Consider the following 24,529-nt stretch of genomic DNA (forward strand, 5'->3'; position numbering starts at 1 on the left):
TTCACGCCCGGCGCAACCTCGGGCGAGCCTATCTGCCCGGCATGTCCTTGACGGAGTAGCCGAGGCTCACGGTTGCATCTTCGGGAATCGGCGGCATCATCGCATTCCAGGCCAGCCAGGATTCGCGCATCGCGGCCAGGCGCCCGGGCTCCTTCTTCGCCTGATTGGCCCGTTCGCGCTCGTCGGCCGGGATGTTGAACAGATACTCGTTGCCGTCGACCTGCAGGTACTTCCAGTCGCCGTCGCGCAGCGCACGCTGACCGCGATGGTTCATGCGCCAGTGCAGCGGCCGCGCGAAGGTCTGACCCGGATCGCGCAGCACCGGCAGCAGCGACACGCCGTCCAGCGGGTACTGCGGGTCGGCCTGCACGCCGGCCGCGTCGAGCATCGTGGCCGACCAGTCCATCGTCAGGCACTGCTGCTCGCTGACCGAGCCGGCGGCGATCACCTTCGGCCAGTGCGCGATCCAGGGCACCCGGATGCCGCCTTCGGTCAGGTCCATCTTGCCGCCGACCAGCGGCCAGTTGTCCGAGAAGCGCTCGCCGCCGTTGTCGCTGGTGAACACCACCAGCGTGTTGTCGGCCATGCCGTGCTTCTCGAGCGCGGCCATGATCCAGCCGATGCCCTCGTCCATGTGGTGGATCATGCGGCGGTAGGTTTCGATGTTGCCGCCCGCGAGGTCGAACAGGTTGTCCTTCACGGCCGGCGCCTTGGCCGCGTCGTCGCGCGTTTCCCAGGGCCAGTGCGGCGCCGTGTAGTGCAGGCTCAGGAAGAAGGGCGCCACTTGCTGCGCCATCCGCTCGACATAGTCGACCGCGCGGCGCGACAGCAGGTCGGTCAGGTAGCCCTCCTGCGGGCTGTCCGCCTCGCCCGACCAGAGGTCGTGCCGGCCGCTCGAGTCGCAGTGCGTGAAGTAGTCGACGCCGCCCGACATCGGGCCGAAGAACTCCTCGTAGCCCGAGCGCAGCGGGCCGAAGTTCGGCGGATAGCCCAGGTGCCACTTGCCGACCAGCGCCGTGCGGTAGCCGGCGCCGCGCAGCAGCGAGGGCAGGGTCGGGTGGTCGGCCGGCAGGCCCAGCGTGGCGCTGCCGCGGCTCTTGCTGTTGATCGGCTCCTCGGCCGCGCCGCGCAGCCGGTACTGGTAGCGGGCCGTGATCATCGCGAAGCGGGTCGGCGAGCACACCGGCGAATTGGCATAGCCCTGCGTGAGGCGGATGCCCTTCGCCGCCAGGCCGTCGAGCACCGGCGAGACCGGGCCGAAAGCCGCATCGCGGCCGCCGTAGCAGCCGAGGTCGGCATGGCCGAGGTCGTCGGCGACGATGAAGATGATGTTGGGTCTTTGCATGTGGTTCAAGGTTGGTAGCCGGATTTCTGCACCACCGGCGCCCATTGCGCGCGGTAGGCCTTGAGCATGGCCTCGGTCTGGGCCTGGGTGCTGACCACCGGCGTCATCAGCGTGTCCTTGAAGCGGCGCTGGGTGTCGGGGTCCTGCATCACTTCGCGGATCGCCTGCGAAATCCGCGCGACCTTGTCCTTCGGCATGCCGGCCGGCGCGAAGAAGGTGTTCCAGCCGGTGGCGACCAGGTCGAGCCCGGCTTCCCTGAAGGTCGGGATCTCGGGCGCGAAGGGCGAGCGCTTGGCCCCCGAAACCGCCAGGATGCGAATCTTGCCGGCCTGGTGCTGCGGCAGGTCGACGTCGAAGGTGTCGAAGGCCATCGGCACCTGGCCGCCGATCAGGTCGGTCAGCAGCGGGGCGGAGCCGCGGTAGCCGATCACCTCGGCGCGCACCTTGGCCTTGTCGCCCATCATGAGGCCGAAGAAGTGCGGCAGGCTGCCGGTCGCCGGCACGCCGAAGTTGGCCTTCTCGGGGTTGGCGCGCATCCAGGCCAGCAGGTGCGACAGTTCGCGCACCGGGACCGCGGTCGAGACCGCGAGCGCGAACTCGTAGTCGTTGACGTGCGAGACCGGCACGAAGTCGCGCTCGGCGTCGTAGCCGTTGTCCTTGAAGACCAGCGGCGCCACCACCATCACGGCCGGGTTGGCGACCATCAGCACGTTCTGGCCGGGCGGCGTCGCCTTGACCTGCTGCGCCGCCAGCCGGCCGCCGGCACCGGGCTTGTTGTCGACCACCACCGGAACCCCCAGCTTGGCCTGCAGCTTGTCGCCGACGATGCGCGCCACGCGGTCGGTGGCGCCGCCGGCGGCGTAGCCCACCACGATGCGCAGCGGTCCGCCTTCGAGGGCCTGGGCCTGCACGCCCAGGGAGGCGCCGAGAGCGAGCGCGGCAGCGAGGCGGGGGATGATTCGACGAGAAAACATGGGGGCTCCAATGGGCGAGGTCAGTCGTTGGCCTGGAAATTCACGGCCTTCATGATGCCGCCCCAGCGGGCGGTGTCCTCCCGCATTGTCTTCAACAGCGCCTCGGGGCCGTCGCCCACCGGGTACATGCCGTTCTGCACCAGCTGCTGGCGCACCTCGCGCGAGTTGACCGCCCGGGTGAACTCGGCGCGCAGCTTGTCGACGATCGGCTGCGGCGTCTTCAGGGGGGCGTAGTACGCGAACCAGGCGGTCGCGACCACGTCCTTGAGCCCGGCTTCGGCGAAGGTCGGCAGGTCGGGCATCAATGGCGACCGCTTGTCGCCGCTGGTGGCCAGCACCTTGACGCGCCCGGTGGGCAGCATCTGCAAGGCGCCGCCGACGGTGTCGAAGTACACCGGGATGGTGCCGCCCATCGCGTCCTGGCGGGCCGGCGTCGAGCCGCGGTAGGGCACGTGGACCATCTTGAGCCCGGCCGAGCGGTTCAGCATCTCGCCGAGGAAGTGCGAAGGCGTGCCGGCGCCATAGGAGGCGAAGCTCAGCTTGTCGCCCTGCGCCCTGGCCCAGGCCAGGAACTCGGGCAGCGTGTTGGCGGGCACCTCCTTGCCGACCACCAGCGCGAGCTCGAAGCGGGCCGCGTTGACGATCGGGATGAAATCCTTCATCGGGTCGTACGACAGGTTGCGGTAGGCGCTCGGGAACATGGTCATCATGCTGGCCGTGCCCAGCAGCAGCGTGCGGCCGTCGGGCGCGGCGTTCTTCACCGCCTCGACCGCGATGCGGCCGGCGGCGCCGGAGCGGTTGTCGACGATCAGCGGGCCGAGCGAGTCGCGCACTTCGTGCGCGATGGCCCGCGTCAGCACGTCCTGGGTGCCGCCGGCGGGGACGCCGATCAGCACCTTGATCGGCTGGCCCGGCGTGAAGGCCTGGGCGCGCGCCAGCGGCGACAGCGCGAGGCCGCCGAGGGCCGCCAGGACATGGCGGCGGTCGATTCCGTGGTGCATGGGGTTCTGGTCTCCTTCGGATTGACTTTAGAGTCAGGGCATTCGATTGATCAAATCAACCATTCCAAGGATTTACCACTAGATGAGCGAGCCACGCCGGCCCCTGGACGACCTGCTGCTGTACCGGCTGTCGCGCCTGCTCGCGGTCGGCGGCAGCATGGTCATCCGCTTGTGCGAGGGACGCTTCGGGATCACGCGGCGCGAGTGGCGGCTGCTCGCCACGCTGGCCAGCCGCGGCGAACTGAGTTCCTCGCAGCTGGCCGAGCATGCGCAGCTCGACCGCGCGCGGACCTCGAAGGCGGTGGGCTCGATGGTGGCCAAGGGGCTGCTGTCGCGCGTCCATCCGGCGGGCGACCGGCGCCAGGTGCTGCTGGGCCTAACGGCGCGCGGCCAGGCGGTGTACGAGCAGCTGTTCCCGCTGGTGACGCAGATCAATGCCGAACTCATGGCCGCGCTGGATGCCGATGCCGTGGCCGGGCTCGACGATGCGCTGCGGCGGCTGCAGGCGCGCGCCGAGCGCATGGCCGGCGAGGCGGATCTGCCCAAGGCCGACCGCGGCCGGCGCGGCGGCTGAGCGGCGCCCCGCGCCGCGCCGCGCCCGCAGCGGGCTCAGGGCCGCGGCGGCTCCGCGGGCGCAGCAGCCGCAGCAGGGGGCCGCCCGTCGTCGGCCTCGATCCGCATCCGCGGCAGGAACTGCGGGTACTCGCGCTGCATGAACCCGATCAGCCCTTCGCGCACCGTGCAGCGCAGGTCGAAGGCCAGCGCCGACGAGGCCGCCGTGCACAGCACGCGGATCTGCATCGCGCGTTCGGTGGTGTCCGTCACGCGCAGGTTGAAGAAGCGGCCGTCCCATTCGGGCGCCGCCTTCACGATGCGCTCGACCTCGGCGCGCAGCGGCGCCAGCGGCATGCCGTAGTCGGCGTAGACGAAGACCGAGCCGAGCAGCTGCGAGTCGTGCCGGGTCCAGTTCTGGAAGGGCTTCTCGATGAAGTAGGTGAGCGGCAGGATCAGCCGGCGGTCGTCCCAGATGCGCAGCACCACGAAGGTCCCGGTGATCTCCTCCACCCGTCCCCATTCGCCTTCGACCACCAGCACGTCGTCGATGCGGATCGGCTGCGCCAGCGCGATCTGCAGGCCCGCGATCAGGTTGCTGAACACCGGCTTGGCCGCCAGGCCGGCCACGATGCCGATCACGCCGGCCGAGGCCAGCAGGCTGGCGCCGACCTGGCGCGCCCCCGGGAAGGTCATCAGGATCAGTGCCGCGCCGGCCACCAGCAGCACCGAGTTGGCGGTGCGCGCCAGCACCCGCGCCTGCGTGAGGATGCGGCGCGCCTGCAGGTTGTCGCGCACGTCCGACGGATGCTGCCTGACCATGCCTTCGGCGAAGCCGTTGACCGCCTGCACCGCGAGCCAGGTCGCCGCCGCGATCAGCAGCAGGCCGTTGAGGTGCCGCACATTGCCGATGAAGCGCAGGTCGTCGGGTGCCGCCTGCCAGATCAGCTGCAAGGCGATCAGCGGCAGCACGAATTGCGCCGGCCGCCGGATCGCCAGCAGCGTGGCGTGGAGCGTCGGCACCGACCGCGTGAGGCGGTCGAGCACCAGCGCGGCGACCCGGTGCGCCAGCAGCGCCAGCGGCAGTGCCAGCAGCGCGACGAGCAGCGGGGCCGCCCAGGGATAGGCAAGCAGTTTCAGGAACATCAGGCGGGCTGGGGGCTTTGCTCGGCGAGGGGTTGCAGGATGCGTGCCGCGTCGTCGCGCAACTGGGCCGCGATGCCGGTGGCGAGGTCGAGCCGGCGCAGCAGCCACGGCGTGATGTCGTTGTCGAACGGATCGGGCAGCCGGATCGGGCCGGCCAGCGTGGTGGCGGGCGCGCCCTCGGGCATCATCGGGCCGCTGGTGGGCGTGGCGCCGATGGCGGCCTCGATGCGCTGCGAGGTGCGCGCCAGCGGGCCCTCGATCTCGGACGGCGTCAGGCGGTCGCGCCGCAGCACCAGCATCGACTTCACAGCGCTCAACTGGGCCAGCAGCTGGTAGCTGTGGGCCTGCAGATGCTCCAGCGGCTCCAGCGGCGGGCGCACGGCGCGCGGCTCGGACAGCGAGCGCTGGGTTGCCTGCACCAGCGCCGACAGGCTGTCGTAGGCCTCGCGGCGGGCCAGCCGCCATTCGAGTTCGGGGGTGATGCCGACCGAGCGCAGCTGGCCGAGCCCGAGCGCGAGCCGTGCATGGCGCGCCTGCGCGCTCAGCACGCGGGCCACCAGCGCCGGGATCTGGCCGCGCTCCCAGGACGGCAGCACGTAGCAGAAGCCCCAGGCCAGCGCGGCGCCGATCAGGGTGTCGGCAACGCGCTCGAAGAGAGCGAAGGTGGTGCTCATGCCGGTGTTCAGCATGTGGGCCTGGACCAGCCCCAGCACGGTGGCCGCCACCGAGGTGATCAGGTAGCGCCGCACCGCGAAGCCGTGGGCGATCGCCTGGGCCACGGTCATCGCGGCCAGCAGGCCCAGCGGGCTGGGCTGAGCCGCCAGCAGGGCGACCGCGAAGACGCAGCCCAGCAGGGTGCCGGCGACGCGGCTGTTGCGCCGCTCCAGCGTCTGCGAGAGGCTTCCGCGCAGCACCACCACGATGGTCAGCAGGATCCAGTAGTCGTGCGAGCCCCAGGGCAGGGCGAGGGCGACGCCGTAGCCGGCGGCGATCGCGAGCGCGGCCCGGATCGCGTGGCGCAGCGGCGGCGCATCCCAGCGCCAGAGCGCGAGGAAGGGTCGCAGCGACCATTCGGTCGGGCTCACGAACATCTGCCAGCTCGCCCGCACCACCGCTAGGTCGGGCTCGCGGTCGCCGCGCGCCAGGGCCGACAGCCGCAGCACCTCGTCGTTGATGTGGCCGATGCGGCTGGCCAGCCCGCGCGCCAGCATCGCCGGCGTCGGGCCGGTGTAGCTGCGCTGGGACGCGGCGTCTTTGTCGAGGTGGATCGCGGTCAGGTCGTGGCGCCGGTCGGGCACGGGTTCGGGGTGGCGCCCGAGCAGCAGGGCGTCGGCCAGGGCGGCGGTGTCTCCGGCCAGGGCTTCGAGGATGCGCCGCATCTCGACCAGGGCCGCCGCGTGGCCCGGGTGGGCCTTGAGCGCATCGAGGTCCAGTTCGCTGGCCAGCAGCAGGTCGCGCAGCTCGAGCACCGTCATCAGCATGCCCGCCAGGCGCTGCCGCTGCGGCGTGCGCGGCGATTCGAGCACGATGTCGCGGGCCGCCTGCAGCTGGTCGGCCAGGGCCGCCTGCTGGCCCAGCAACTGGCCGAGCAGCGAGGCCGGCACCTCGCGCACATCGCCGGATTCGTCGACCGGCGTGAACTGGCGTGCCTCGGTGCGCATCAGCGCCGCCAGCGACAGCAGCAGGTCGGCCATCACCTGCACCCGGTAGCGGGCGTTGAGCGCCAGGTTGGCGAGCACCGCATAGATCACGTAGAGGCCGGCGCCGAGGCCGAAATGCAGGGTGCGCTGCACCGCCTCGGCCATGTCGGCGGGCTTCTGCGTGGCCATCGAGAAGATCATCGAGAACATCACGGCGATCGCGATCGGGATGCCGCGCTTGCCCCAGGCCATCGCCAGGAAGGCCAGGAAGGTGGCCGGCACCAGCACCAGGCCGAGCTTGAGCGGGGCCGCATGCAGCAGCTGTACGAGGAAGAACAGCGGCAGCCCGATCAGCGGCGCCGGCAGCATCTGCAGCAGCTTGCCGCGGCGCGGGCCCGGCAGGTCGGGCGGCGCGGTGACGATCACGCCCACCGAGGCGGCCGAGGCCGCGAGCGTGCCCAGCACCAGATGCACGCCGCCGGAGATCAGCAGCAGCCCGAAGGCGACCGAGATCCCGTTGGCGATGTAGTGGCCCAGCGCCACGCGCATGGCGGCGCGGCTGCGGACGGCGGCCGCGCGCTGCGCCTCCATCACTTCGCGGCGGCGTCGCCCTCGGCGGGCGTCACGGGGGCTTCGCGGCGGATGCGGGTGAGCTTGCGCGGTGCGGGCGCCGCGTCGGCCGCGGGCTCGTCGGCGGCGGGCGGGGTCGGCGCGGCCTCGATGGTGCTGCGGGCGTAGGTGTCGCCGGACTGGGCCGACGGGTCGACCGCGCGCATGCGGTCGCTGGCGCGCAGCTTGTCGTCGATGCCCGCGAACTTGGAGTACTTGGCCAGCAGCGGCACCAGCTGGCCGTAGATGCGCGGTGCGCCGGCCAGGCATTCGCGCTGGTCGAGGAACTCGGGCTCGCCGGTGAAATTGCCGATCAGGCCGCCGGCCTCGGTGACCAGCAGCGAGCCGGCCGCCACGTCCCAGATGTTGAGGCCGGTCTCGAAGAAACCGTCGGTGAAGCCGGCCGCGACATAGGCCAGGTCAAGCGCCGCGGCGCCCGGGCGGCGCAGGCCGGCCATGCGCGGCATCAGGTCGGCCATGATCGCCAGGTACTGCTTGAAGTTGTCGCCGGTGCGGAACGGGAAGCCGGTCGAGACCAGGCACTCGTTGAGGCGAGTGCGCTTGCTGACGCGGATGCGGCGCTCGTTCATGAAGGCGCCGCGGCCCTTGGTGGCGGTGAACAGGTCGTTGCGGCTTGGATCGTAGATGACCGCCTGCTCGATCTTGCCGCGCACCGACAGCGCGATCGACACGCAGTAGACCGGGAAGCCGTGGATGAAGTTGGTGGTGCCGTCGAGTGGATCGATGATCCAGACGTAGTCGGAATCCTTGGCGCCGTGCTCGGTGCCCGATTCCTCGGCCAGGATGCCGTGCCCCGGGTAGGCGGTGAGCAGCGTCTCGATGATCGCTCGCTCGCTCGCATGATCGACTTCGGTGACGAAGTCGTTCACCTGCTTTTGCGAAATGCGCACCGCTTCGACGTCGAGCGCGGCGCGATTGATGATGGCGCCGGCGGCGCGGGCGGCCTTGACGGCCACGTTGAGCATGGGGTGCAGGTTGGGGGACGACATGAATTGTGTGAAGAACGGAAAAGGGACCATCGGTTGATGCGGCTGCCCCCTGGAATGCGGCCCGGCGATGCGGGCGGCGAGAATCGGGGGATTTTACCGGCTCCGCGAAGCCGGTGTCCCGAACCCCTGGCCGAGCCCCCCATGCGTACCCGTTTCATCCTGATCCAGACCAGCCATGCCGGCAATGTCGGCGCCGCCGCCCGTGCCATGAAGACCATGGGTTTCAGCGACCTGGTGCTGGTGGCCCCGCGCTGGGCCAACGTGCTGCGGCGCGAGGAAACCATCCAGCGCGCCAGCGGTGCGCTCGACGTGCTGAACAACGCCCGCATCGTCGACACGCTGGACGAGGCGCTCGACGGCGTCACCCACCTGTGCGCGACCGCGATGATCCCGCGCGACTTCGGCCCGCCCACCCGCACCCCGCGCGAGCACCTCGAGCCGCTCGCCGGCGGCGACGAGCAGCACGTCGCCTTCCTGTTCGGGTCGGAGCGCTTCGGCATGCGCAACGAGGATGTCTATCGCTGCAATGTCGCGCTCAGCATCCCCACGGACCCGAGCTTCGGCTCGCTGAACCTGGGCGCCGCGATCCAGGTGATCGCCTACGAGTGGCGATTGGCCCTGGGCGGCTACGCGGTGCGCGACGCCACGCCGGCAGCGCTCGCGGCCGATGCCAAGGCGGTGGCGGGCATGCTCGACCACTGGGAGCGTTCGCTGGTCGATATCGGCTTTCTCGATCCGGGCGCGCCCAAGAAGCTGATGCCGCGCCTGCAGCAGCTTTTCAACCGTGCCCAGCCGACGCCCGAGGAGATCCACATCCTGCGCGGCATCGCCAAGGCGATGTCGGAGGCGGCGGCAGGCGGTGGAGCGAAAACCCCATCCCCTGTGCGCGAAGAGCCGGGGCTTTAGACTGCCGGCCCGATATCCATATAACGACAAGAAGCATGTTCTCGCGGCTGCGTTCCGACATCCAGTGCATCCTCGATCGCGATCCCGCGGCGCGCTCGCGCTGGGAGGTCCTGACCCTCTACCCCGGCCTGCATGCCGTGGTGCTGCACCGGCTCGCGCACTGGTGCTGGGGCCACGGGCTCAAGTGGTTCGGCCGCTTCGTCTCCCAGGTCTCGCGCTGGCTCACCGGCATCGAGATCCATCCGGGCGCGATCGTCGGCGAACGCGTCTTCTTCGACCATGCGATGGGCGTGGTGGTCGGGGAGACCGCCGAGATCGGCGACGGCTGCACGATCTACCAGGGCGTGACCCTGGGCGGCACCTCGCTCTACAAGGGCGCCAAGCGGCACCCGACCTTGGGCCGGAATGTCGTGGTGAGCGCCGGCGCCAAGGTGCTCGGAGGCTTCGTGGTCGGCGATGGCGCCAAGATCGGCAGCAATGCGGTGGTGATCAAGCCGGTGCCCGCCGGCGCCACGGCGGTCGGCATCCCGGCCCGGATCATCCCGTCCAAGACCGGCGAGAGCGCCGATCTGGCCAGCCCGGCGGCACCGAAGTTCTCGGCCTACGGCATCACGCTGGAGGACGACCCCCTGAGTCAGGCCATGAAAGGCCTGATCGACAACGCCTCGAGCCAGGAGCACCAGATCGCGCTGCTCTGGAAGGCGATCGAGGCGCTCTCGGCCCAGCCCGGCAAGAAGGACTGCGTGCCGGGCGACGCGGCCCGGGACGAGTGCTTCGAGGCCGAGCGGCTGACGCAACTGGTGGGGAAATGAGGAATCTCCCATAATAGTTATTAACTGTTAGTGGAGACCCCATGCCGACCAGTGTTGCCCTGAGCCCCCATTTCGAGTCGTTCATTCGAGAGCAGGTCGAAGCCGGCCGCTACAACAATGTCAGCGAAGTCGTGCGTGCAGGCTTGCGCTTGCTCGAGGACCAGGAGCGGCTCAACGACTTGAAGCTGGCCGAACTCAAGAACGCCATCACGGCGGGTCTGGACAGCGGCGCGGGCGAGGACGCCGAGAAGGTATTCACTCGGCTCGAGACCAAGTACAAGGCCAAGGCCCGCGCCGGCAGCAAGGCGTGAGCCACATCGTCTTCACGCGGCTTGCGCAGGCGGATCTCGAAGCCATCGGTGACTACATTGCGCTGGACAACCCTCGCCGTGCGTTGAGCTTCATCGAGGAGTTGGGCGACCACTGCAAGAAGATTGCATCCAGTCCACAGGCGTATCGGCCAAGGCAGGAACTTGCCGAGGGGCTGCGCTCCTGCGCGCATGGCCGCTACGTGATCTACTTTCAATCACATGATGACGTGCTGCTGATCGTGCGGATCCTGCACGGTGCCCAGGACATCCAGGCCCAGTTCCGCGAATAGCAACGCGCCCTCCCGCGCTACATCCCCACGTAGTTCGGGCCGCCGCCGCCCTCGGGCGTGACCCAGACGATGTTCTGCGTCGGGTCCTTGATGTCGCAGGTCTTGCAGTGCACGCAGTTCTGGGCGTTGATCTGCAGCTTTTCCTTGCCTTCCGAGTCCGGCACGAATTCGTACACGCCGGCCGGGCAGTAGCGGCTCTCGGGGCCGGCGTACTCGGGCAGGTTGATGGTGGTCGGCACCGCGGCGTTCTTGAGCGTCAGGTGGGCCGGCTGGTTCTCTTCGTGGTTGGTGTTGCTGACGAACACCGAGGAGAGGCGGTCGAAGGTGAGCTTGCCGTCCGGCTTTGGGTAGGCGATCTTCTTGCACTGGGCGGCCGGCTTGAGGCGCTCGTGGTCGGCCTGGTGGCGGTGGATGGTCCACGGGATGTGGCCGCGCAGCACCAGTTGCTCGATGCCGGTCATCACCGTGCCGACGCCCAGGCCCTTCTTGAACCACTGCTTGAAGTTGCGCGCCTTGTTGAGCTCGGCGTGCAGCCAGCTCTTCTCGAAGGCGGCCGGGTAGGCCGCGAGCTCGTCGTGCTGGCGCCCGGCCATCACGGCGTCGTAGGCGGCCTCGGCGGCCAGCATGCCGGTCTTGATAGCGGCATGGCTGCCCTTGATGCGGCTGGCGTTGAGGTAGCCGGCCTCGCAGCCGACCAGCGCGCCGCCCGGGAACACGGTCTTGGGCAGCGACAGCAGCCCGCCCGCGGTGATCGCTCGGGCGCCGTAGCTCAGGCGCTTGGGCGCCTTGAGCCCCTTGTCCTGGCCTTCGAAGTACCAGCGGATGTTGGGGTGCGTCTTGAAGCGCTGGAACTCCTCGAACGGGCTCATGTGCGGGTTCTGGTAGTCCAGGCCGACCACGTAGCCGATGATCAGCTGGTTGTTTTCGGCGTGGTACAGGAAGGAGCCGCCATAGGTGTCCGAGGGCAGCGGCCAGCCGGCCGTGTGCACCGCCAGGCCCGGCTCGTGGCGCGCCGGATCGATCTCCCACAGCTCCTTGATGCCGATGCCGTAGCTCTGCGGGTCCTTGCCGTCGTCGAGCTTGTACCGGGCGATGAGCTGGCGCCCCAGGTGGCCGCGCGCGCCCTCGGCGAAGATCGTGTACTTGCCGAGCAGCTCCATGCCGAGCTGGAAGTTCTCGGTCGGCTCGCCGTCCTTGCCGATGCCGAGGTTGCCGGTGGCGACGCCGCGCACACGGCCGTCCTCGGTGTAGAGCACCTCGGCCGCAGGGAAGCCGGGGAAGATCTCCACGCCCAGCGCCTCGGCCTGCTGCGCCAGCCAGCGCACGACGTTGCCCAGGCTGACGATGTAGTTGCCTTCGTTGTGGAAGTTCTTCGGCAGCATGAAGTTCGGCGTCCGGGTGGCACCGGTCTCGGTCATCATGAGGAAGGTGTCGCGCGTGACCGGCTGGTTCAGCGGCGCGCCGAGCTCCTCCCAGTCGGGCAGCAGCTCGTACAGGGCGCGCGGGTCCATGATGGCGCCCGACAGGATGTGGGCGCCGGGCTCCGAGCCCTTCTCGAGCACGACGACCGAGATCTCCTTGCCGTGCGAAGCAGCCAGCTGTTTCAGGCGGATCGCGGTCGCCAGGCCGCCCGGGCCTGCGCCGACCACGACCACGTCGTATTCCATGGCTTCGCGGGGGCCGAACTGGGCGAGGATTTCGTCATGCGTCATGTGGGGTCTCGTCGATAATGATTTGAGGGTGCGAGGCACCGCGGCGGGCCGGGCCATTTTATGCGTCACCCGCGTGCGTTCCGGGGCGTCGCCTCGGCGACTCCAACAGGACGTTTCTTCCATGGCTTACAGCATCGATCTCTCCGGCCGCGTGGCCTTCGTCACCGGGGCGTCGAGCGGGCTCGGCGCCCAGTTCGCCAAGACGCTGGCCCGGGCCGGCGCGGCGGTGGTGCTGGCCAGCCGCAACACCGACCGCCTCAAGGAGCTTCGCGCGCGCATCGAAGGCGAGGGCGGCGATGCCCACGTGGTCGAGCTCGACGTCACAGACCTCGGCAGCATCAAGGCCGCGGTGGCGCGCGCCGAGACCGAGGTCGGCCCCATCGACGTGCTGGTCAACAACTCCGGCGTCAGCACCACCCAGCGCCTGCAGGACGTCACGGGCGACGACTACGACTTCATCTTCGACACCAACGTCAAGGGTTCCTTCTTCGTCGCGCAGGAGGTCGGCAAGCGGATGCTGGCGCGCGCCAAGGGCGCCGCGCCGGGCACCTACATCGGTGGGCGGATCATTAACATCGCCTCGGTGGCCGCCCTCAAGGTGCTGCCCCAGATCGGCGTCTACTGCATGAGCAAGGCCGCGCTGGTGCAGATGACCAAGGCTATGGCGCTCGAATGGGGCCGCTTCGGCATCAACGTCAACGCCTTGTGCCCGGGCTACATCGCCACCGAGCTCAACGAGGAGCACTGGGTCACCGACGGCGGCCAGAAACTGGTCGGCATGCTGCCGCGCAAGCGGGTGGGCAAGCCCGAAGACCTCGACGGCCTGATCGTGCTGCTGGCCAGCGGCCAGAGCCATTTCGTCAATGGCGCGGTGATCGCCGCCGACGACGGATTCGCGCTCTGAGGCGGCGCGCGGTCATCGGCATCGCGGCCGGGCTGGCCGCGGGCGCGCTCTGGGGCCTGGTCTTCGTGGCGCCGCGCATGGTCGGCAACTTCGGCATGGTCGATATCGCCGCCGGGCGCTTCGTCGTCTTCGGCGCGGTTGCCGGCGTGATCGCCGCCACGCGCCCGGCCTCGCGGCGCTGGCCGACCGCGCACCAGGCGGTCTCGGCGCTCGGGCTCAGCGTGCTCGGTTTCACCGGCTACTACCTGCTGCTGGCCTTCGCGATCGAGGCCTCGGGCACCGCGGTGCCGAGCCTGATCATCGGCACCATCCCGGTCTGGATGATGCTGCTCGGCCGGCCCGCGGGCCTGCGCCTGCAGGCGCTGCTGCCGGGGCTGGCGCTGACCGCCGCCGGCATCGGCATGATGGTCGCCGGGTCCTGGCCCGAGGGCGGCGTCGAGGGCGCGGGCAGCGCGCGCTTCGGCTGGGGCCTGTCGCTGGCGCTGCTCGCGATGGCGAGCTGGACCGCCTTCGGGCTGCTCAATGCGGCCTGGCTCCAGCGCCACCCCGAGGTGCATGCGGCCGACTGGGCCAACTGGCTCGGCGTCGCGACCGGGCTCGGCGCCGCCGCGCTGTGGCTGCTCGCGGGGTCCGACATCCAGACCCTGCGCGCGCAGCCGAACGGCGCGCTGTTCCTGCTGCTGGCACTGGCCGGCGGCATCGGCTCCTCGTGGCTGGCCACCGTGCTCTGGAACCTCGCCAGCCAGCGGCTGTCGGCCAGCCTTTGCGGCCAGCTGATCGTCAGCGAGACGCTGTTCGCCCTGCTTTATTCTTTTCTTTGGGACGGCCGCTGGCCGGCGGCGAGCGAATCGGCCGCCGCGGTGCTGTTCGTCCTCGGCATCATGGCTTCGATCAGGGCACACCGATGAGATATGAAATTCCCGCCACCAAGAAGCTCGTGTACGAGATGTCGATCCCGATCCGCTGGGGCGACATGGACGCGATGGGCCATCTCAACAACACCAGCTACTTCCGCTACCTGGAGATCGCGCGCATCGACTGGATGCATTCGATCGGCCACGAGCCCGAGCCGGAAGGGCATGGCATGGTGATCGTCAACGCCTTCTGCAACTTCTACCGCCAGCTCGAGTACCCGGGCGACGTGCTGCTGAAGATGTATGTCAGCGATCCAGGCCGCACCACCTTCGAGAGCTGGGCCACGATGGCCCGCGCCGATGCGCCCGATGTGATCTGCGCGGCCGGCGGCGCGACCACGATCTGGGTCGACTTCCCGAAGCAGAAAGCGCTGCCGCTGCCCGACTGGCTCCGAACGCTGGTGACGGCGTAGCGGCGCCCGCTCAGGCCGGGCGCAGCACGATGCGCGCCTCGAAGCCGGTGGCGGCCCCCGAGGCCGGCGAGGCCAGGTCGAGTCGCGCACCGAGCTTCTCGACGATGGTGCCGACGATCGACAGCCCAAGGCCGTAGCCGGCGCGGTCGGAGCCATGGCGAACGTGGCGGTTCTGCAGGGTGCGCAGCTGCTCCGGGTTGACGCCGGGGCCAAAATCGCGGACCGCCAGCGTGCACGGCGCCATCACTTCGATCACCACGCGGCCGCGCCCGTAGCGCAAGGCGTTCTCGACCAGGTTGCGCAGCGCGATCGCGAGCGCGTCGACATCGCCGAGCGCGATCGGCGGCTCGCTGTCGGGCACCTTGAGCGACAGGCGTTCGTTGACGCGCGGGTCCTGCCAGAACTCCTGCGCCACCGTGCCGGCCAGCTGGACCAGATCGATCGGCGCGCGCGTCAGTGCGGCGCCGGATTCGGCCCGGGACAGCTGAAGCAGTTTTTCAGTGCGGTGGCCCAGCATCTGCAGCGCGTCGAGCGCGGCCTGCACGTCCTCGCGCTTGAGGTCGTGCTCGAGCGCGGTCTGCAGCCGCAGGCGCGCCGCCGCCAGCGGGGTGCGCAGCTCGTGCGCCGCGTTGGCCGCCAGCGCGCGCTCGACGTCCAGCGACTGCGACAGGCGCTCCAGCAGCAGGCTGACGTGGTCGGCCACGGAGCGCAGTTCCTTGGGCAGGCCCGGCAGCCGGATCGGGCGCAGGTCGACGCCGCTGCGCTGCTCGATCTCGCCGGCCAGCTGCTGCAGCACCCGCAGTTCGCTGCGCGCCACGTTGCGCAGCACCAGTGCCAGCAGCGGCAGCACCGCCCCGAGCGGGATGATGAGGCCGAACAGGGTGCGGTTGAGCGCGCTGCGTCGTTCGTCCAGCGGATCGGCGACCTGAAGGAACAGCTCGCGCGTCGGATGCCGCACGGTGTAGATGCGCCACTGCTCGGTGTTGGCGAAGCCGGGGGCCAACGGCACGTCGAAGGCGCTGACCGGCGCCTCGGCCGAGCGCAGCAGCACGCGTTCGTGCAGGTTGACCACCTGGTACATCACGGCGTCGGTCGGATAGAGCTGCGGCGGCGCGATCAGCGGGCTCCGCGTATCGGGGTTCTCGCGCTGCAGCTTGTCGAGCTCGTGCACCGCCATGTCGAACATGCGATGCGAGACCTCGATAAGCTCGCTGTCGAAATTGTGGTTGATCTCGCGGTCCACATACCAGACGACGCCGAGCACGCACAGCAGCCAGACGCCGCCGACCCAGACGATCAGGGTGCGCGTGAGGCGGCCCGCGAGGGAATCCCGCCGGCTCAGCCGCTCGGCGCCGGCATGCTGCAATTGCTTGAAGTTCATTCTTCTTCTTCGTCCGGTGCGAACGAGAGCCGGTAGCCCAGGCCGCGCAGGGTCTGGATGTACTTGCGCCCGAGCTTGCGCCGCAGTCGGCTGATGAAGACTTCCAGCGTGTTGCTGTCGGCCTCGTCGCCGAAGCCGTAGAGCGCGTCGGCCAGGTTCTCCCGGGTGTGGATGCGCTCGGGGCGGGTGGCCATGACGCGCAGCAGTGCCCACTCCTTCTGGGTCAGCGTGACCGGGAAGCCGTCCTTGCGCACCAGGTCGTGCGCGAGGTCGATCTCCAGCGTTCCGAGCTTGAGCACCGGGGCGCTGCTGGTGCTGCGCCGGCGTTCGACCGCGCGCAGCCGGGCCAGCAGTTCCGCCGGGTCATAGGGCTTGATCAGGTAGTCGTCGGCGCCGGCGTCGAGCCCGCGGATGCGGTCCGTGACCTGGTCGCGGGCGGTGAGCACGATCACGATCGGACGCTCGCGCAGGGCCCGGATGGTCGGCAGCAGCGACAGGCCGTCGCCGTCGCCGAGGTGCAGGTCGAGCAGCACGGCCGCGTACTGCACGGCGGCCAGCGCGGCACGGGCTTCCGCAAGACCGGGCGCGACGTCGACCACGAAGGCCTTGGCCTCCAGGTAGCTGCAGACGGCCCCGGCCAGTGCGACGTCGTCCTCCACCAGCAATATGCGCACGACACGGTCCTTTCAAAAGCAGTGAGTCTAGAGCGAACACGCCCGGGCCCTGTTCACGCGGCGTCCGGCGCCGCTTCAGGCTGGGTTCATGCGTGCCGACTAAGCTTGCGCCGCATGATTCGCTCTGCCGCTGCCCGTCCGCTCGCCCTGACCCTTTTCGCACTCGCCTTGCTGCTGGCCTGGGATGCCAGCGGCCTCGACCTCGTGCTGGCCAGGCTGGCCGGCACGCCGACGGGCTTTCCCTGGCGCGACGACGCCTTCGTCGTGAAGGTGATGCACGAGGGCGCCAAGTCGCTGAGCTGGCTGCTGGTGATCGGGCTTTTCGTCGCCATCCGCTGGCCGGTCGGCCTGCTGCGCCGGCTGGGGCGCGGCGAAAGGATCCAGCTCGCCCTCACGGCGCTGGCCTCCGTCACCGTGATCTCGGCCTTCAAGTACACCAGCAGGACCAGCTGCCCCTGGGACCTCCAGGTCTTCGGCGGCACGGCGCAGCATGTGTCGCACTGGGCCTGGGGCCTGCGCGATGGCGGCCCGGGCAAGTGCTTTCCGGCCGGCCATGCCTCGGCCGCCTTCGCCTACCTGGGCGGGTATTTCGTCTTTCGCCGGCGCTCGCCCGCGGTGGCGCGCGCCTGGTTCGCCTGCGCGCTGGTCGCGGGCCTGGCGCTGGGCCTGTCGCAGCAGTTGCGCGGCGCGCACTACATGAGCCATACGCTGTGGACCGCCTGGCTGTGCTGGGTCACGGCTTTCGCGATCGATTCGCTGGTGCAGGCGCGCGCGAGCCGGCGCGACTTGCCGCCCGCCTTGCCGAAGCTGAACGAAAGCTGATGCGGGCATTCAGGGGGATTTCAGTCCCGCTGCCTAGTCTTGGCGGATGCTTGGAATTCCTTCGCGCCCGCCCTCCTTTCCCCAACACACAGCCCCCGCCAAGGGTGCGCTCCCCGGCGCCGCCCAGGCCGCGGGCGTCACGCCCTGGCAGGCCATCGACGACTGGCTGGCGCGGCCCCGCTCGCCGCGCCGGGTCGTCGTCTGGCTGAGCCTGTACCTTGCGGTCGCGGCCAATTGGCCCCTATGGAACGAACTGGCCCGCATCGGCGGTGCGCCCAGCGTCTACCTGCCTTCGATCGCGACGATGCTGCTGCTCATGGTGTGCGGCACGGTCGCGCTGCTGTCGTTCACGGCCTGGTCGCGCTGGATGAAGCCGATCTGGTTCGGCGTCGTGGTGCTGGCCGCGGTGGCCCAGCACTACATGCTGAGCTATCGCGTGGTGATGGATCCGACGATGCTCGCCAACGCGATGCAGACCGATGCCAACGAAGTGCGCGACCTCCTGAGCTGGCGGCTCGCGCTGAACGTGCTGTGGGTCGGCGCGCTGCCGGCCTGGGCGCTCTGGCGTGTCCGCCTGACGCCGCAGCCCTTCGTGTCGCAGGCCTGGCGCAACGGCGTGCTGCTGCTCGCGGTGGCGGCCCTGGCCGCCGGCGGCGTGATGGCGGCCAACCGGCAGTTGGCGCCTCTGATGCGGAACAACATCCACCTGCGCTACATGATGAACCCGCTGGCGAGCCTCTACTCGACCGGCTCCGTCACGCTGCGGCCGCTCTTCAAGCACAGTCGCAAGCTGATCCCGGTGACCGCAGGCACCGCGCTGGGCGCGAGCTACGCGGCGCAGGCGAAGCCGCCGCTGTTCGTGCTGGTGGTGGGCGAGACGGCACGCGCCGATCACTTCGGCCTCAATGGCTATGCGCGCGACACCACGCCGCAGCTCGCGGCGCGGCAGGTGCTGAGCTATCGCGACGTGCATTCCTGCGGCACTAACACGCTGGCCTCCGTGCCGTGCATGTTCTCGCCGCTGGGCAAGCTGGGCTACGAGGCGCGCAAGGACGACTACGAGAACCTCATGGACGTGTTGCAGGCCTCGGGCCTGGCGGTGTTCTGGCTCGACAACCAGGCCGGCGGCTGCAAGGGCGTGTGCGACCGCATTCCCCATGCCTCGGCCTTCGACCCGCTGGACCCGGCCGTGAAGAGCGCCTTGTGCGAGGGCGACGAGTGTCTCGACGACGTCATGCTCAAGGGCCTGGACGAGCGCCTGGCCGCACTGCCGGCCGAGCGCCGCGCCAAGGGCGTGGTGCTGGTGATGCACCAGATGGGGAGCCATGGCCCGTCGTACTTCAAGCGTTCGTCGCCCGACGTGAAGCGCTTCCTGCCCGAGTGCACCAGCAACGCGCTGGCCGAGTGCAGCCACTACGAACTGCTGAACGGCTACGACAACTCGATCGCCTACACGGACCGCTTCCTCGGCAAGACCATCGACTGGCTCAAGGCGCAGTCGGGCCGCTTCGATCCGGCGCTGCTCTACCTGAGCGACCATGGCGAGTCGCTCGGCGAGTACGGCCTGTTCCTGCATGGCGTGCCCTATGGCTTCGCGCCCGAAGTGCAGAAGCACGTGCCCATGGTGACCTGGTTCAGCGACGGCATGAAGGCCCGGCGGCGCCTCTCCACGGCCTGCATGGAATCGGGCCTGGACACGCCGCTCACGCACGACAACCTGTACCACACGGTGCTCGGCGTGATGGATGTGGCGACGCCGACCTACAAGCCGGCGCTCGATGCCCTGGCGGCGTGCCGCGGGCACGATGCGGTGGCGGCTACTTCTTCTCGCGCGGCAGCCGTCCCATCAGGAAAAACTCCGGGTTAGGCTGCATGCCGCTGAAGCTCGCCAAGCGGTTCGACAGGCCGAAGAAGGCGGTGATGGCGGCGATGTCCCAGATGTCCTCGTCGTCGAAGCCGTGGGCGTGCAGCGGCGCGAAGTCGCTGTCGTCGATCTCGTGCGACCGCTCGCAGACCTTCATCGCGAACGCGAGCATCGCGCGCTGGCGCGGCGTGATGTCGGCGCGGCGCCAGTTGACCGCCACCTGGTCGGCCACCAGCGGTTTCTTCTCGTAGATGCGCAGCAGCGCGCCGTGCGCGACCACGCAATAGAGGCACTTGTTCACCGCGCTGGTGGCGGTGACGATCATCTCGCGGTCGCCCTTGGTGAGCGAGCCTTCCTCCTTCAGCATCAGCGCGTCGTGGTAGGCGAAGAAGGCGCGCCACTCGGCCGGCCGGCGGGCAAGCGCGAGAAACACGTTGGGCACGAAGCCGGCCTTTTCCTGGACTTCGAGCACCGCGGCGCGGATGTCGTCAGGCAGGTCCTTGAGTTCGGCCAGGGGGTAGCGATCGGTCATGGGGTCTCCTTGGTTCCCTTGTCTGGGCAGCCGCAGGATCATAGGGAGTGCGGAAGAACGAGCTCGCTGTCGTCCTTCAGCTCGACCCCGGTCAGGCCGCGGCGCAAGGCTTCGCGCAGCAGCCATCCGAGCTTGAAGGCGGCGCTGGCGTAGGGCAGGCCCTCGGGCCGCACGTTCGAGATGCAGTTGCGCTCGGCGTCGTGGCGGCCGCGCCGCGGTGTGTGGGTGATGTAGATCCCGAGGCTGTCGGGCGAGCTCAGGCCCGGTCTTTCCCCGATCAACATGACCGACATCCGCGCGCCGAAGGCCTCGCCGATCTCGTCGGCCAGGGCAACGCGCGCCTGCGTCGCGATCACCACGGGCGCCAGCGCCAGCCCGGGCGGGGGCTGCTCCCGCAGGGCTGCGAGCAGCGGCGCCGCATGGCGGGCCACCGCCAGCGAGGACAGGCCGTCGCCGATCACGATGCACAGGTCGACCGGCGAGAGGCTGCCGGCGCGCAGTTGCTGCGCGTCGCCGGCATCGAGCTGGCGGCCCAGGTCGGGGCGCCGCAGGTAGGCCGTGCGGTCGGGCGCGCGGCTGCGGGCCTGCGCCACCGCCCAGCCGCCATCGCCCAGCGCAGCGGCGAGCGCCGGCACGTCGAGCGCCGCATGGATCGCGTCGCGCGCCATCGCATGCGCCCAGCCGAAGCGCAGCACCTCGTCGGTCGGCATGCCGGCGCCGGCGCGGCCGAGCGCCAGCCGTGCCGGCGTCGCACGGCGCCAGTCGCTCCAGGGGCTCGGGGTGACGATGTCGTTCATCGCGTCAGCGCCGTCAGGGCGCCCATGTCGGCCAGCAGGCGGTTGGCCGAGGGTGGATGCAGGCGGCCGCCGCCGTCGCTGATGCGCATGCGCTGCAGCCAGGCCTCGAACTCGGGCGCGCGCTTGAGGCCCATGGTGTCGCGCAGGAAGAGGGCGTCGTGGAAGGAGGTGCTCTGGTAGTTGAGCATCACGTCGTCGGCGCCCGGCACGCCCATGATGAAGTTGATGCCGGCCGTGCCGAGCAGCACCAGCAGTGTGTCCATGTCGTCCTGGTCGGCCTCGGCGTGGTTGGTGTAGCAGACATCGCAGCCGATCGGCAGGCCCAGGAGCTTGCCGCAGAAGTGATCCTCGAGGCCGGCGCGGATGATCTGCTTGCCGTCGTACAGGTACTCGGGTCCGATGAAGCCGACCACGGTGTTGATCAGCAGCGGCTGGTAGCGCCGTGCCAGGGCATAGGCGCGGGCCTCGCAGGTCTGCTGGTCGACGCCGAAGTTGGCGTTGGCCGACAGCGCGCTGCCCTGGCCGGTCTCGAAGTACATGCAGTTGCGGCCCACGGTGCCGCGGTTCAGAGACTGCGCCGCCGCATGCGCCTCGTCGAGCAACTCCGGCGTGACTCCGAACGAGAGGTTGGTCTTCTCGCTGCCGCCGATGGACTGGAACACGAGGTCGATGGGCGCCCCGGATTCGGCCAGCTTCAGGGTGTTGGTGACGTGGGTCAGCACGCAGCTCTGGGTCGGGATCTCGAAGCGCTGGATGACCTCGTCGAGCAGGCGCAGCAGTTCGCCGAGCACCGGCATGCTGTCGGAGGCCGGGTTGAGTCCGATCACGGCATCGCCGGCGCCCATCAGCAGGCCGTCGAGTGTCGATGCCGCGACGCCGCGCAGGTCGTCGGTCGGGTGGTTGGGCTGCAGCCGCACCGCGAGGTGGCCGGGCAGTCCGAGGGTGTCGCGAAAGCGCGTGACCACGCTGCACTTGCGCGCCACCGCGATCAGGTCCTGGTTGCGCATCAGCTTCGAGGCGGCTGCCGCCATCTCCGGCGTGAGGCCGGCTGCCAGGGCGGTCAGGCTCGCGGTATCGGCGCGGTCGGACAGCAGCCAGTTGCGCAGGTCGCCGACTGTCAGGTGCGACACCGGCTCGAAAGCCGCGGCGTCGTGGCCGTCGATGATCAGCCGCGTGATGTTGTCGGCTTCGTAGGGGATCAGCGCCTCGTTGAGGAACTGCTTGAGCGGCGTTTCGGCGAGCACATGGCGCGCTGCCATGCGCTGCTGCGCGGTGGCCGCGCCGATTCCGGCGAGGTAGTCGCCCGAGCGCGCCGGGCTGGCGAAAGCCATGACTTGCTTCAGGTCGTCGAAGTCGAAGACCTGCGAATCGATCGTGGTGCGGTAGCGCATGGTGGCGTGGAGGGCCTCGATGAGTCGTTGGCAACGTTGTGCAAGAGCGGTGCCAGGCCGGCGCCGACCCGGCAATAATGAGGCCGTTTTTCCAATCAACCAAGGGTTTGCCGTGCGATCAGTTCTTTGTGCCGCCGTTGTTTCGATGTTCGTCCTGCCGAGCGCCTTTGCGCAATCGGCGCCGGTCACCAAGCCCAGCGGCCTGGTGTTCCAGTCGCTGGTCGACGGCAAGGGCGCCTCGCCGGCGGCCACCGATGTCGTCAAGGTGCACTACCGCGGCACCTTCCCCGCCGACGGCAAGGAGTTCGACAGCTCCTACAAGCGCGGCGAGCCGACCGAGTTTCCGCTCAATGGCGTGATCCCGTGCTGGACCGAAGGCGTGCAGCTGATGAAGGTCGGCGGCAAGGCCAAGCTGACCTGCCCGCCGGCGATCGCCTATGGCACGCGCGGCGCGGGCGGGGTGATTCCGCCGAATGCCACGCTGAACTTCGAGATCGAGCTGATCGGGGTCAAGGGGAAGTAGTCAGCACTTTCGGGCTGCGTCTGGGGTGGCGATGGCGGGCGGTATGCCCTGGGCCGGCCGACGTCACCGGCCCTTCGGGCTTCCCTGCGCTGCTCGCGACAGGCGGGGTCCGCGCAAACTCGCTCCGCTGCGCTCCACTCAGACACGCGCGGCCCTGATCCGCCTGCCGCTGCGCTGCTCGGCGGTGCCTCAACGGCCGGCCCAGGGCATACCGCCCGCCACCGCTGAGACGTCGGGGTTGCATCGGCGTTGGAGAAGTTGGGATTGTTCGCACACCCCTGAGCCCGGCATGCGGTGCGTGCCGGGCGCCCGGCCCAGCAAGCCCCTAAAGCGGCTGATACTGATAAAGCCAGGTCTCAGACAAGGTCTGATCCCCGTTCTTCAGGAAGAGCCGCATGTCCACCGGCTCCGTCCCCTCGACCGCGAAGTCGAATTGTGCTCGCCAGTGCCCCGCCACGCCGTTCGGCACCGGCTCCGCGAAGATGTACGAGAACTTGCCGCGCGAGGTGGTCAGCACCAGTTCGGGCTTGACGCCGAAGGGCAGCGATTCCAGCGGCTTGCCGATGAACTCGACCATGAACTTGCGCACCCCCGCCGGCCGCGGCTGGCCCGGCTGTCCGCCGCGGCCCATGCGGGTCGCGACAACGCGCGCGAGCGGCGAGGGGAAAGGTTCTTCGGCAGTCCAGTGCAGCCGGTACTTGAGCACCACGCTCGAGCCTGCGACGACCGGTGCCTTGGGCACCCAGCAGGCCAGCACGTTGTCGTGGATCTCGTCATCGGTCGGGATCTCGATCAGCTGCACCGCGCCTTCGCCCCAGGCACCGATCGGCTCGACCCAGAGACTGGGACGCTTCTCGTAGTAGACGCCGTCCTGGTAGTGATCGAAGCCGCGGTCACGCTGCAGCAGTCCGAAGCCCTTCGGGTCGTTGTCGGTGAACGCGGAGGCCCGGGTCTGGGTCGGGTTGTTGAGCGGACGCCAGATGCGCTCGCCGGCACCGTTCCACATCGCCAGGCCGTCCGAGTCGTGCACCTCGGGGCGCCAGTCGATGGCGGTGGGCTTCACGGATTCGGAGTACCAGTACATCGAGGTGAGCGGCGCGAGCCCGAAGCGGGCGACCTCGCGGCGCACGAACAATCGGCACTCGATGTCCATCAGGACACCCTTGCCGCGCTTCATCACGAACTTGTAGGCGCCCGTGAGGCTCGGGCCTTCGAGCAGGGCGTAGACCGTCATCGCGTCCGAGCCCGGCGCCGGCGGCTCGAAGTAGAAGCGCGTGAAGTTCGGGAACTCCTCGGCCCGGTCGGGCACCGCGGCATCGAGCGCGATGCCGCGCGCCGACAGCCCGTACTGGTAGAGCTCGCCGATGGCACGGAAGTACGACGCGCCGAGGAAGGCCACCCAGTCGTTCTTTTCCCAGGGCCGCTTGCCCTGGTCGCCGAGGCGGCTTTCCTGCAGCCGGAAGCCCGCGAAGCCGGCGCCCGGCGGCAGCTGCCTCGCCGGGCTGTCTGCGGGCATCGTGAAAGAGGCGGGGTCGTAGAGAATCTCGCGTGCGAAGGCGTCGCTGCCGGCGGTCTCGAGCACGTGCATGTGAACCGGCACCGGGAAATAGCGTCCAAGGTGGAAGAAGGTCACGGGGAACTGGCCGGGCCCGTCCCTGAACAGTGCGTTGGCAGTGTCGAACCGGATCTTGCCGTGGGCGTCGTAGTCGATGCGCTGCAGCACATCGGCAGGCAGGGAGCTGTCGGCCGCCAGGGGCTTGGCGCCCAGCGACTTCGCCAGTGCGACCAGGCGATCGAAAGAAAAGGGCGCCGGCTGGCCCAGGCGGAGTCCGCCGGCCGCCAGCGCTTTAGCGGGCAGTCCGAGGGCGGCGAGGGCCAGCGAGGCGCCACCGGCCGAGAGAAGTGAGCGACGATCGATCATGTGGCCCCAATCTAGCGACGCGATGCATGGGGGGCCGTAGGCCGAAGCCTGAAGTAACCGTCATGCCGGCATGGTCCTACAGTCG

At 69.5% G+C, this 24,529-nt stretch carries 24 protein-coding genes; 11 read left to right on the top strand and 13 right to left on the bottom strand.

Features of this window, described 5'->3' with window-relative positions; genetic code table 11:
• Window positions 1-28: 28 nt before the first annotated feature.
• The 3 genes from QTI45_RS34500 to QTI45_RS34510 are packed head-to-tail and all read right to left on the bottom strand — an operon-like array spanning window position 29 to window position 3,320.
• Window positions 29-1,345: a sulfatase family protein gene (locus QTI45_RS34500; RefSeq protein WP_286657552.1), complete on the bottom strand. Its 1,317-nt coding sequence runs from the start codon at window positions 1,343-1,345 to the stop codon at window positions 29-31.
• Between the two features lie 5 nt (window positions 1,346-1,350).
• Window positions 1,351-2,319: a Bug family tripartite tricarboxylate transporter substrate binding protein gene (locus QTI45_RS34505; RefSeq protein ID WP_286372598.1), complete on the bottom strand. Its 969-nt coding sequence runs from the start codon at window positions 2,317-2,319 to the stop codon at window positions 1,351-1,353.
• A gap of 20 nt (window positions 2,320-2,339) precedes the next feature.
• Complete coding sequence (locus QTI45_RS34510) at window positions 2,340-3,320, bottom strand: Bug family tripartite tricarboxylate transporter substrate binding protein (protein ID WP_286657553.1); 981 nt, start codon at window positions 3,318-3,320, stop codon at window positions 2,340-2,342.
• A gap of 82 nt (window positions 3,321-3,402) precedes the next feature.
• Between QTI45_RS34510 and QTI45_RS34515 the strand changes: the two genes are divergently transcribed.
• The gene (locus tag QTI45_RS34515) at window positions 3,403-3,894 is read left to right on the top strand and encodes a MarR family winged helix-turn-helix transcriptional regulator (RefSeq protein ID WP_286657554.1); all 492 of its coding nucleotides are present in this window, start codon (window positions 3,403-3,405) and stop codon (window positions 3,892-3,894) included.
• A 35-nt stretch (window positions 3,895-3,929) separates the two neighbouring features.
• On the opposite strand, the gene QTI45_RS34520 is transcribed toward QTI45_RS34515, so the two are convergent.
• Genes QTI45_RS34520 through QTI45_RS34530 form a run of 3 tightly spaced genes read right to left on the bottom strand, consistent with a single transcriptional unit; the run spans window position 3,930 to window position 8,277 of the window.
• The gene (locus QTI45_RS34520; protein ID WP_286657555.1) at window positions 3,930-5,018 is read right to left on the bottom strand and encodes a mechanosensitive ion channel family protein; all 1,089 of its coding nucleotides are present in this window, start codon (window positions 5,016-5,018) and stop codon (window positions 3,930-3,932) included.
• A complete protein-coding gene (locus tag QTI45_RS34525; protein WP_286657556.1) occupies window positions 5,018-7,249 on the bottom strand; it encodes an FUSC family protein in 2,232 nt (743 codons plus the stop codon). The genes QTI45_RS34520 and QTI45_RS34525 overlap by 1 nt, the downstream gene beginning before the upstream one ends.
• On the bottom strand, window positions 7,249-8,277 hold the full coding sequence (locus QTI45_RS34530; protein WP_286657557.1) for an inositol monophosphatase family protein: 1,029 nt from the start codon (window positions 8,275-8,277) through the stop codon (window positions 7,249-7,251). The genes QTI45_RS34525 and QTI45_RS34530 overlap by 1 nt, the downstream gene beginning before the upstream one ends.
• Window positions 8,278-8,418: 141 nt before the next feature.
• Between QTI45_RS34530 and QTI45_RS34535 the strand changes: the two genes are divergently transcribed.
• From QTI45_RS34535 to QTI45_RS34550, 4 genes are read left to right on the top strand one after another with little or no spacing between them, the layout of a single operon-like run.
• The gene (locus QTI45_RS34535) at window positions 8,419-9,183 is read left to right on the top strand and encodes an RNA methyltransferase (protein ID WP_286657558.1); all 765 of its coding nucleotides are present in this window, start codon (window positions 8,419-8,421) and stop codon (window positions 9,181-9,183) included.
• 35 nt (window positions 9,184-9,218) lie between these two features.
• Window positions 9,219-9,995, top strand: coding sequence for a serine O-acetyltransferase (gene cysE / locus QTI45_RS34540; protein WP_286657559.1), 777 nt, complete (start codon window positions 9,219-9,221; stop codon window positions 9,993-9,995).
• 41 nt (window positions 9,996-10,036) lie between these two features.
• The gene (locus tag QTI45_RS34545) at window positions 10,037-10,306 is read left to right on the top strand and encodes a type II toxin-antitoxin system ParD family antitoxin (RefSeq protein WP_286657560.1); all 270 of its coding nucleotides are present in this window, start codon (window positions 10,037-10,039) and stop codon (window positions 10,304-10,306) included.
• Window positions 10,303-10,596 carry a type II toxin-antitoxin system RelE/ParE family toxin gene (locus QTI45_RS34550; protein ID WP_286657561.1) on the top strand — a complete coding sequence of 98 codons (294 nt, stop codon included), beginning with the start codon at window positions 10,303-10,305 and terminating at the stop codon, window positions 10,594-10,596. Before QTI45_RS34545 ends, QTI45_RS34550 begins: the two co-directional genes overlap by 4 nt.
• A 17-nt stretch (window positions 10,597-10,613) precedes the next feature.
• On the opposite strand, the gene QTI45_RS34555 is transcribed toward QTI45_RS34550, so the two are convergent.
• Complete coding sequence (locus QTI45_RS34555; RefSeq protein WP_286657562.1) at window positions 10,614-12,308, bottom strand: electron transfer flavoprotein-ubiquinone oxidoreductase; 1,695 nt, start codon at window positions 12,306-12,308, stop codon at window positions 10,614-10,616.
• 121 nt (window positions 12,309-12,429) lie between these two features.
• Between QTI45_RS34555 and QTI45_RS34560 the strand changes: the two genes are divergently transcribed.
• Genes QTI45_RS34560 through QTI45_RS34570 form a run of 3 tightly spaced genes read left to right on the top strand, consistent with a single transcriptional unit; the run spans window position 12,430 to window position 14,539 of the window.
• Window positions 12,430-13,212 carry an SDR family oxidoreductase gene (locus tag QTI45_RS34560; protein ID WP_286657563.1) on the top strand — a complete coding sequence of 261 codons (783 nt, stop codon included), beginning with the start codon at window positions 12,430-12,432 and terminating at the stop codon, window positions 13,210-13,212.
• Between the two features lie 20 nt (window positions 13,213-13,232).
• The gene (locus QTI45_RS34565) at window positions 13,233-14,120 is read left to right on the top strand and encodes a DMT family transporter (protein ID WP_286657587.1); all 888 of its coding nucleotides are present in this window, start codon (window positions 13,233-13,235) and stop codon (window positions 14,118-14,120) included.
• The gene (locus QTI45_RS34570; protein ID WP_286657564.1) at window positions 14,117-14,539 is read left to right on the top strand and encodes an acyl-CoA thioesterase; all 423 of its coding nucleotides are present in this window, start codon (window positions 14,117-14,119) and stop codon (window positions 14,537-14,539) included. Before QTI45_RS34565 ends, QTI45_RS34570 begins: the two co-directional genes overlap by 4 nt.
• A 10-nt stretch (window positions 14,540-14,549) precedes the next feature.
• Here the strand turns inward: QTI45_RS34570 and QTI45_RS34575 are convergent, their stop codons facing one another.
• Both QTI45_RS34575 and QTI45_RS34580 read right to left on the bottom strand, forming a co-directional pair.
• Complete coding sequence (locus tag QTI45_RS34575) at window positions 14,550-15,920, bottom strand: sensor histidine kinase (protein WP_286657565.1); 1,371 nt, start codon at window positions 15,918-15,920, stop codon at window positions 14,550-14,552.
• Complete coding sequence (locus QTI45_RS34580; RefSeq protein ID WP_286372586.1) at window positions 15,917-16,594, bottom strand: response regulator; 678 nt, start codon at window positions 16,592-16,594, stop codon at window positions 15,917-15,919. Before QTI45_RS34580 ends, QTI45_RS34575 begins: the two co-directional genes overlap by 4 nt.
• A 114-nt stretch (window positions 16,595-16,708) precedes the next feature.
• Between QTI45_RS34580 and QTI45_RS34585 the strand changes: the two genes are divergently transcribed.
• Complete coding sequence (locus tag QTI45_RS34585; RefSeq protein WP_286657566.1) at window positions 16,709-17,416, top strand: phosphatase PAP2 family protein; 708 nt, start codon at window positions 16,709-16,711, stop codon at window positions 17,414-17,416.
• A 46-nt stretch (window positions 17,417-17,462) separates the two neighbouring features.
• Window positions 17,463-19,283, top strand: coding sequence for a phosphoethanolamine transferase (locus QTI45_RS34590; protein WP_286657567.1), 1,821 nt, complete (start codon window positions 17,463-17,465; stop codon window positions 19,281-19,283).
• Here the strand turns inward: QTI45_RS34590 and QTI45_RS34595 are convergent.
• Genes QTI45_RS34595 through QTI45_RS34605 form a run of 3 tightly spaced genes read right to left on the bottom strand, consistent with a single transcriptional unit; the run spans window position 19,234 to window position 22,000 of the window.
• Window positions 19,234-19,812, bottom strand: coding sequence for a peroxidase-related enzyme (locus QTI45_RS34595; protein ID WP_286657568.1), 579 nt, complete (start codon window positions 19,810-19,812; stop codon window positions 19,234-19,236). The genes QTI45_RS34590 and QTI45_RS34595 overlap by 50 nt on opposite strands.
• A 38-nt stretch (window positions 19,813-19,850) precedes the next feature.
• On the bottom strand, window positions 19,851-20,609 hold the full coding sequence (eutC, locus tag QTI45_RS34600; protein ID WP_286657569.1) for an ethanolamine ammonia-lyase subunit EutC: 759 nt from the start codon (window positions 20,607-20,609) through the stop codon (window positions 19,851-19,853).
• Window positions 20,606-22,000 carry an ethanolamine ammonia-lyase subunit EutB gene (locus tag QTI45_RS34605; protein WP_286657570.1) on the bottom strand — a complete coding sequence of 465 codons (1,395 nt, stop codon included), beginning with the start codon at window positions 21,998-22,000 and terminating at the stop codon, window positions 20,606-20,608. Before QTI45_RS34605 ends, eutC begins: the two co-directional genes overlap by 4 nt.
• A gap of 145 nt (window positions 22,001-22,145) precedes the next feature.
• Between QTI45_RS34605 and QTI45_RS34610 the strand changes: the two genes are divergently transcribed.
• Window positions 22,146-22,523: an FKBP-type peptidyl-prolyl cis-trans isomerase gene (locus tag QTI45_RS34610; RefSeq protein ID WP_286657571.1), complete on the top strand. Its 378-nt coding sequence runs from the start codon at window positions 22,146-22,148 to the stop codon at window positions 22,521-22,523.
• Between the two features lie 325 nt (window positions 22,524-22,848).
• On the opposite strand, the gene QTI45_RS34615 is transcribed toward QTI45_RS34610, so the two are convergent.
• Complete coding sequence (locus QTI45_RS34615; protein WP_286657572.1) at window positions 22,849-24,444, bottom strand: OpgD/OpgG family glucan biosynthesis protein; 1,596 nt, start codon at window positions 24,442-24,444, stop codon at window positions 22,849-22,851.
• Between the last annotated feature and the right edge of the window lie 85 nt (window positions 24,445-24,529).

The organism is Variovorax saccharolyticus (assembly GCF_030316765.1).
Lineage (GTDB): Bacteria > Pseudomonadota > Gammaproteobacteria > Burkholderiales > Burkholderiaceae_C > Variovorax > Variovorax saccharolyticus.

Coding starts and splice junctions, on each gene's coding strand:
- QTI45_RS34500 (WP_286657552.1), bottom strand. CDS start 1,345: ATGCAAAGACCCAACATCATCTTCATCGTCGCCGACGACCTCGGCCAT.
- QTI45_RS34505 (WP_286372598.1), bottom strand. CDS start 2,319: ATGTTTTCTCGTCGAATCATCCCCCGCCTCGCTGCCGCGCTCGCTCTC.
- QTI45_RS34510 (WP_286657553.1), bottom strand. CDS start 3,320: ATGCACCACGGAATCGACCGCCGCCATGTCCTGGCGGCCCTCGGCGGC.
- QTI45_RS34515 (WP_286657554.1), top strand. CDS start 3,403: ATGAGCGAGCCACGCCGGCCCCTGGACGACCTGCTGCTGTACCGGCTG.
- QTI45_RS34520 (WP_286657555.1), bottom strand. CDS start 5,018: ATGTTCCTGAAACTGCTTGCCTATCCCTGGGCGGCCCCGCTGCTCGTC.
- QTI45_RS34525 (WP_286657556.1), bottom strand. CDS start 7,249: ATGGAGGCGCAGCGCGCGGCCGCCGTCCGCAGCCGCGCCGCCATGCGC.
- QTI45_RS34530 (WP_286657557.1), bottom strand. CDS start 8,277: ATGTCGTCCCCCAACCTGCACCCCATGCTCAACGTGGCCGTCAAGGCC.
- QTI45_RS34535 (WP_286657558.1), top strand. CDS start 8,419: ATGCGTACCCGTTTCATCCTGATCCAGACCAGCCATGCCGGCAATGTC.
- cysE (WP_286657559.1), top strand. CDS start 9,219: ATGTTCTCGCGGCTGCGTTCCGACATCCAGTGCATCCTCGATCGCGAT.
- QTI45_RS34545 (WP_286657560.1), top strand. CDS start 10,037: ATGCCGACCAGTGTTGCCCTGAGCCCCCATTTCGAGTCGTTCATTCGA.
- QTI45_RS34555 (WP_286657562.1), bottom strand. CDS start 12,308: ATGACGCATGACGAAATCCTCGCCCAGTTCGGCCCCCGCGAAGCCATG.
- QTI45_RS34560 (WP_286657563.1), top strand. CDS start 12,430: ATGGCTTACAGCATCGATCTCTCCGGCCGCGTGGCCTTCGTCACCGGG.
- QTI45_RS34570 (WP_286657564.1), top strand. CDS start 14,117: ATGAGATATGAAATTCCCGCCACCAAGAAGCTCGTGTACGAGATGTCG.
- QTI45_RS34575 (WP_286657565.1), bottom strand. CDS start 15,920: ATGAACTTCAAGCAATTGCAGCATGCCGGCGCCGAGCGGCTGAGCCGG.
- QTI45_RS34585 (WP_286657566.1), top strand. CDS start 16,709: ATGATTCGCTCTGCCGCTGCCCGTCCGCTCGCCCTGACCCTTTTCGCA.
- QTI45_RS34590 (WP_286657567.1), top strand. CDS start 17,463: ATGCTTGGAATTCCTTCGCGCCCGCCCTCCTTTCCCCAACACACAGCC.
- QTI45_RS34595 (WP_286657568.1), bottom strand. CDS start 19,812: ATGACCGATCGCTACCCCCTGGCCGAACTCAAGGACCTGCCTGACGAC.
- eutC (WP_286657569.1), bottom strand. CDS start 20,609: ATGAACGACATCGTCACCCCGAGCCCCTGGAGCGACTGGCGCCGTGCG.
- QTI45_RS34605 (WP_286657570.1), bottom strand. CDS start 22,000: ATGCGCTACCGCACCACGATCGATTCGCAGGTCTTCGACTTCGACGAC.
- QTI45_RS34610 (WP_286657571.1), top strand. CDS start 22,146: ATGTTCGTCCTGCCGAGCGCCTTTGCGCAATCGGCGCCGGTCACCAAG.
- QTI45_RS34615 (WP_286657572.1), bottom strand. CDS start 24,444: ATGATCGATCGTCGCTCACTTCTCTCGGCCGGTGGCGCCTCGCTGGCC.